The 7035-nt window shown below is 34.9% G+C and carries 6 protein-coding genes; 3 read left to right on the forward strand and 3 right to left on the reverse strand.

Annotated features, from left to right (window positions below):
- The first annotated feature begins 170 nt into the window (after window positions 1-170).
- The gene (locus AC1P5O_RS15800; RefSeq protein ID WP_000550047.1) at window positions 171-389 is read left to right on the forward strand and encodes a hypothetical protein; all 219 of its coding nucleotides are present in this window, start codon (window positions 171-173) and stop codon (window positions 387-389) included.
- Between the two features lie 312 nt (window positions 390-701).
- Here AC1P5O_RS15800 and AC1P5O_RS15805 read toward each other — a convergent pair whose 3' ends face one another.
- The 3 genes from AC1P5O_RS15805 to AC1P5O_RS15815 all read right to left on the reverse strand — a co-directional run bounded on the left by AC1P5O_RS15805 (window position 702) and on the right by AC1P5O_RS15815 (window position 5544).
- Window positions 702-3386: a tyrosine-type recombinase/integrase gene (locus AC1P5O_RS15805; RefSeq protein WP_499006362.1), complete on the reverse strand. Its 2685-nt coding sequence runs from the start codon at window positions 3384-3386 to the stop codon at window positions 702-704.
- Window positions 3387-3468: 82 nt separating this feature from the next.
- The gene (locus tag AC1P5O_RS15810; RefSeq protein ID WP_499006364.1) at window positions 3469-5067 is read right to left on the reverse strand and encodes a hypothetical protein; all 1599 of its coding nucleotides are present in this window, start codon (window positions 5065-5067) and stop codon (window positions 3469-3471) included.
- Window positions 5068-5079: 12 nt separating this feature from the next.
- On the reverse strand, window positions 5080-5544 hold the full coding sequence (locus AC1P5O_RS15815; protein WP_000911011.1) for a hypothetical protein: 465 nt from the start codon (window positions 5542-5544) through the stop codon (window positions 5080-5082).
- 274 nt (window positions 5545-5818) lie between these two features.
- On the opposite strand from AC1P5O_RS15815, the gene AC1P5O_RS15820 reads away from it, so the two are divergent.
- Both AC1P5O_RS15820 and AC1P5O_RS15825 read left to right on the forward strand, forming a co-directional pair.
- Window positions 5819-5986 (forward strand): YhfG family protein, encoded by a 168-nt coding sequence (locus tag AC1P5O_RS15820; protein WP_002125865.1) that lies wholly within the window; start codon window positions 5819-5821, stop codon window positions 5984-5986.
- Window positions 5987-6121: 135 nt separating this feature from the next.
- Window positions 6122-6595, forward strand: a complete 474-nt coding sequence (locus AC1P5O_RS15825) for a Fic/DOC family protein (protein ID WP_004781112.1) — start codon at window positions 6122-6124, stop codon at window positions 6593-6595.
- Window positions 6596-7035 lie beyond the last annotated feature (440 nt).

The following is a 7035-nucleotide window of genomic DNA, read 5'->3' on the forward strand; positions in this document are numbered from 1 at the left end:
CCGCTCTTTCTCTGATTTCAGGGGTATATTTTAATTTTGTCATCGGGACACTACGCTTCGCTACGTCTTGCGAAGCAATGCTTCTCATCTCAGAATATTGACTCTCCGACAAACCCGGTACGGTTCATATTTAACCAAATGGTCTGACTTACCAAGAGTAGGATAAAAACATGCACTTATTTAAATTAACTGACGAACAACTCGCACAAATTCTTATCCCGAAACGATTTGTACCACCTACTCCACCTGAACATGAAGGCAAGAATATGGTCTATGTATTTGATAGTGAGGATAAGTTTGAACTGACTTATGATGAGCTGGTGGAAATCATTAGCAAAGCTAGAATGGCTGGTCCGAAGTTGATACCTGTCTTAGGCACCGTGAATTAAATTGTGCAGTGTTCGCACGCCACTTGAAACATAACTTGATTGGAAATGAATTTGGGCTGAGAAAAATTCAGTTCAAATTTAACCTGACGGGCACACTAAAAAATGGGTAATTGTCAGATCGAGTTTGGACTACAACACTTTAGCTCATCGATTTACCATACCGCTAATCTTCACACCATTTTCGTAAATCCAGCGATCAAACTGTGATACTACATTCCGCTTATTAATCCAAGTCAGCATGGTGCTTTTCATAAAGGCAGTTTACTTATAAACAGGGAAATTTCTAAACAATTCCCCTTTAACATGCTTAGGCTATTTGATCCAGAGTTCATCTTTTTGCATCATTTTTAACATTAAATTAAATATAACCAGCGGAGTAACATTTTTTTTGTTAGAGCCGACAACTCTTTGAAAACTAAATTTAACGGTTCGCTCAGGAGCATCCAAATTAACTGGGTAGTTTTGTTTTTCTAAATACAGATGATCTCCTAACATTGGCTCTATACCAGTAATAAAATTAACAATTTGTTGCTCATCACCTTTCATTCGGCATTGAAAATGTAGAAAATTCTTACGCAGTTTTCCAAATAATAATAATATTTTAAGCGCCTTAACCATGTTCTTTTCTTTCAGTGCATCTTGCTGCCTATCATCTTTATAATGAAAATCAAGGAGAGGAATTATTTCATCTGGACGAGTCAGTTTTTTAGCCTTTTCGTAAAGTTCATCAAACCAACTCTCTTCTAAATTCTTACTATAAACATAATTCGTTTTTAAATTAAATTTTTGGCGATCCATCCATTTAGTGCTCATCCATTGACATCGTTGCATCCATTCTTGAGCTTGGGTATCTTCGCTTAAACGACCTTCTCTAAAACTTATCAAACGTTGAAAAGGTGTCAGAGTACTCTTCTCTATACTAAACTTCTTTTCTTGTCGGCCAGCCATCGTAACTGGCTGTGTTTGCTGATAAGAATTAAACCATTTCTGCTGCTGAGTATAACGATTTAGGTTTATGTAGTCTGTACTTGACTTCACTGGACTAAAACACTGTTCTAATACTTTTTTTGAAATGATACACGGCGAATTATAAATTCGATCGACTGCTAATAAATCCAAAACATGAAGGTAATTTGAAGCCGTTTGCTCAATACTGCTATGCCCCATCCAAGAGGCGAGCACCTGCCATTTATGTTGAATAATCTCTTCTTGAGCACGTGCTTTCATACCAAACAATAAATCCCTCATCTTTTTTGCTTTTACCCAAGGACAATCTGTGTAGGTCTTGATCATTTCTTTTGAACCGAGCAAAGTTATTGCTAGATAGTTAGCAGCACTGTGGCGTAATGTATGAAAACTAAAGCCATGATGCATACCTAATATTTGACTAAACAAATCTACTGTAATTTTGCTGATACATTGATCAGTTAATACACGATGATTCACACTAAAAAGTAGATCATCCTGCTGATTAACCAAATATTGCTCATAACGATGTTGTATGTAACGTTGTACTACTAAAAACTCATGTTCTGACAATGCAATTTTCAATGGTATTTGACGATTCGCACTTCGCGTTTTCAGACGGCGATATGAATTGTCTTGGATATGAAGCGTGATATTATTAAAAACTGTATTTTCTTTTTCTTTATAAAGTAGCTCTGGGCAAATAATATCTTGTATTTTAAGACAACGAACTTCATTTAATCGAAGTCCAGTTCTATAACTTAGTAAATACATCAGCTTTAAACAACTCAGATGATCGACCCACTCTGATGCCGTTGGCTCTTGACTTAAATTTTCTAGTTTTTCCAATAATTTGCCAAATAGCAAAGGACTCACTAGCCGTGCATTGCAAATTTGTAAATGCTTAAAACTTGAATTCTGTAACACCAATACCCCTGGAGCATCATAATTCTCTATACAGAATTGATGAAAATCTTTTAGGCGACCAAAACGGTATTCTGCGCTTTGGTGCATCTTACGAGAGGTTTTTCCTTTCACCGAATCTCGTTGAACTGCTTTTTCATCACGTTCACTGCTGTATTTCAATAGCTGCCGATATAAATCCTCATAGTCATCTATGGATTGTTGCTTTAAATCTAATTTATTGAGCCAAATCTCAAATATAAATTCTTTGCCAAACGATCCTAAGTAGCTTTCAATAGTTGATAATTGAAGCCCTCGTTTTTTTAAATGCATTAACCAGTGAATTAAGCGTAGTTGAGCATCAATTAAAGACTTTTCCTCCGTATTAGCATCAACTATCTTCTCCTCTAACACCCTTCTAGTTTCTTGCCAAAAACGTAGCGTGCGTTCTTCTTTATTCCTCTTTTTATCTAAACGCTCAACTTTTTGACCTTTACGTTTCTTTTGACCAAACAACATCAACTCATACGGAATCGTTTGTAATTTGCTTTGAACAGTCGGAACTTCAGGAAGTAACTGCTCTTGTTCAAAATGAATAGGGCGATTATCTGGTTCTGTGACTTGATTGTAATCATTATTCCACAGCAATCTAAATTCGGATGGCCTTAAAGCAACAGTATTAATCTCTTGCTGAAGCACATTACTCAAAAATATATCTATGCTGAGGTTTGGATTAAATTCGAGTACCATTTGCACATCATTAAATGCACGAAATCCACGGCGTTTAATTTGATATTGCAGATCCCCAAGACTTTTTTTCCTGCCTATCTTACTCAAGCTTTCTAAAATACAATCTTCAACTGAATGTTGCAGACAAAATTCTTTCTGAGTAGCTTTCAACTTTTTTAAATATTGCAAAATGAACTGCGCATATGGGTTAAAAAAAACATGTTTCCATTGGTACAACTTTCCCTGTTCTACATCGTTGCCATATTGAGAGTTTTCAACACGATAATGTAGTAACAATGGATTAGTGATTTTTTTGTAGTCCGAATGGTATAACCGAAAACAATTCAGATCTGTACCAAGCTCAATGGCCTCCTGCAATTGCTTCTGAATAGCAATCAAATGCTGTTCATCTGCACAGCCTGAAATATATATAAAACTTAAGCATAAATTTCCCCATAAGTACTTTGGTTCATTCCAATATTCAAATGAATCTTGCCAATACTGCCTTAATTCCTATAGATAATGCAGATTGCACTTTGAATTGTTGTTGCAATATTTTTAGTTCAGCCGTGTCTTCAGTAAAATGTGTGGAATGTGGTGTAAGTGCTTTTTCTAAAAAGGCTAGATATGTGCTACTGAGTTGAGTTTTCGGTAGCCCGCCATAATAGATACCAGGCATGTGATGCTGACTATCCCGCCCAGCAATTACATGAGCAAGATATTCATTATATGTTTCATAATATATATGAAAATATAATTGAGCCTGCAGTTTTTCTACAGTGATCGAACCTACAAACCGATTATCAAGCCAATTCTTAAGTTTCGTATTAATGTGTGTTGATGAAATTAGTGGATTCGATGCTTGTTCTATATAGTCAAACCAAGCAGAAGGTAAATGTAGTTGATGTGTCATCACTTCATTCCACCGCACATGATTTAAGCTCTTAATCTTCTGCTCTGTAATTTTAAGATTTAATTTGAGTAAATATTCGCGACGTCTACTTGAACCATTCTGGATCAAAATTCCATCTTGAATAAGCTCGTTAAAATCCATCAGTGCGACGGGTGATAATCCCGTCAAAAGTGACAATAAACATGCTGCAGCGATTGCAGCATCCCTCCAGTGCCCGGATAACTCGGTTCTCAACACATAAACAATTTGCTTCAGTATATCTGGCGCCAAATAATGTGGATTTGTAACAAAAGGAGCATGACGGCGTTGGCGATGCCGCATTAGATGCGTCGCATTATCGCTGAGTATATAATTTAAATTTTTAGACTTTTCATCTTCTGAATAAAACTCCATTTCAGGATCTAATAGATCAACTTCACCCTCTTCATCTTTGTGAAGAGCGGCATCATAAATACTGATCTTTGCGTTATGTCCAATATCTACTTGCTTACCCGTTTTAATTTCACGAAATTTTTTGAGTTCATTTTTCGTCGGCCATTGCAAAACTTTACTTTTTTTTGACTTACGCTGACGATGAACAACACGACGATCATCAAGTCTTTTAAAAATTATTAATAGAGCCGATAAATACTCTATGGCTTGTACTTGTTTGAAATCTTTAATATTAAAAAGTTGATTACGATCCTCCTTTTTCAAGTTACGTTCGTACATGACATAGCGATTTAGTAGCTCACTGCATTCTTGAAATAATTCAGCATGATTAGAATCCAGAACATATCGTGATACATAGCGAAAGAGATCACAAACATGTTTTTGCTTATTCTCAGCTTTATCAATTTTTGCAAATTCTTGATACTGCCGATATGTTAAAAAACTCGCTTGTAGAATCAAATAACGTTCAGACGACAGCTCTTGAGTATTACTAGTAGTCGGGCATGCAAAATAACTTAAAGAAGCTAGATAATAATATTTACCTAATTGTCTAGAACTAGATATATAGCCATATATCTGTTGTGCTTCCTTATATAGAGCATGGGCTTTTTCACGTAAATCATCTGATAGATCGACAAATTGTGTATTCACAACATGATTGCGTAATAAACAATAATCTTTTTGGAATTTTTCTGCTAAATCTAAGAATTGCTCTTCTGTTTCAATCTTTGGCATATTCGCTTTCGCTTAATTTTTTATCAAATTGCATTGGTTAAATTCATTACGATCTGAACAATTTGGTAAAAGTTGATCTTTTATTGAACTCTTTGTCAGCTTAAAAAATCTAGCAAAAAATTTAGCATCCAGCTCTTTCTGAGCTTTTCTCTCAAAGCACAAGTGTTGCTGTGATTTTTCGATAAAATCATCAAGATTATGTATCAACTGTAAGATTGCAACATAATTAGAATGTACACGTAAGCATGGCTCCGTTTGCATTAATAGCAATATTTTTTGCCAAATTTTCACATAGATTATTTTGAACTTTGCTTGTACTACTACTTTCTGGCTCTGTTTAATCTTTTTGATTTTCAGTAGTTCTGAGTTAATTTTTACTATCTTAAATTGAACATTTTGTCGCTCAAAGCAAAAGGGCATGATAAATTGCCCCATAAATATCTCTATATTTTTTACTAAATAGTCAAATTTTAACATTTTTATCGATATAAAAAATGAGCATATCTTTGTATATTAAAATTCATTTAATTTATCAACTAAATTTTCTCAAAATTACAATTATCAACAAATACATATGGTTTACTTATCATGGGTGGTCTAAATTTTAAAAATTCTTCCACTTTTTTTTAGTTTTCTGTTATTACATGAAACAATACCGTTGTATTACATTTTGAAATGCTGTGTATGCAGCATTGATCAAAAAGATTCTCTGCTATACTTACTTCACGTGTAGCATCAATGGAGTTTCGAAATGCTCAGAACCACTGAACAGAAAAAAAAATATATTCAAGCGACACGTGCGCAAAACTATCAAGCCAGCCTAAAGCTTGAAGGCATTACAACGACAGCTCAAACAACTCAACAAAGTAAAGCTGAAATCTTGCAAAAATATAAGAAGTATTCGCAACCCGAAACTTAGTCAGGTGCATGTATGGATAAATATGGGGAAATGGGTGACAGCCTGTATTGTTACCCTGGCACAAATATCCTAAAGAACAAACTCAATATTCATGATGAACAAATTTTAGAATAAGCTGAACTAGAACTGTCTGGATTGGCAAGTAACTTAATTGAATATGCTGAACCACCTTACGACTTACAATACTTAAAATCAATTCATGCGCAGCTCTTTGGCGACTTATACGACTGGGCAGGAAAGTTAAGACAAATCGATATTTCCAAAGGTGACACCCGTTTTTGTAATTTTTCCCGTATTGAAATTGAAACCAATAAACTACTCAAACCGCTTCAAGAAAAAAAATACTTTCAAGGCTTAGCACCACAACAACTGATTCCTCAACTTGCCGACTTGTATTGTGAGCTTAATGTCATACACCCATTCCGTGAAGGTAATGGACGTACACAACGGATTTTCTTTGAGCATCTGATTGCTCATTGTGGTTATGGTATTGATTGGTCTCGCATTGACTCTCAACAACAATGGATTCAAGCCAATATTGAAGGTTTTTATGGTAATTTAAATCCATTAATTAAGATTTTTGAAATATGCTTTATTCAAAATACCTAAAATTTAAGTAGTCGAAGCCCACAATCCTTAATGAGCCATCATCTTTGCTTCAATCCACTGATTAATTTCCCAAATAAACCAACAATCACGATTCTTAGAAATCTTAATACTCTTCGGGTAATTTAGGATCGTAATATTCAGATTACTTATCCAGAATTGAATAGATCGTTAACTTAGATAGACTTTTAAGCAATGTAACTTGCCGCATGTTTATCAACATATGTCTCAAAAAAGTCTGCCCATACATAGATTTATGGCGTTTAGTGCTTAAATTTCAGATTAATCTTCGTCTGATGACCTGAATGGATGTTACTGAACCGTACCGGGTTTGTCGGAGACTTTTTTATTTAAGTTAAGCCACCTGACCTAACGGGTTAATCTTATCATAGTACATTGCTTCAAACTCAAAAGGCGACACATAACCCAGTGCACTGTGTACA

The sequence above is a fragment of the Prolinoborus fasciculus genome (genome assembly GCF_056724605.1).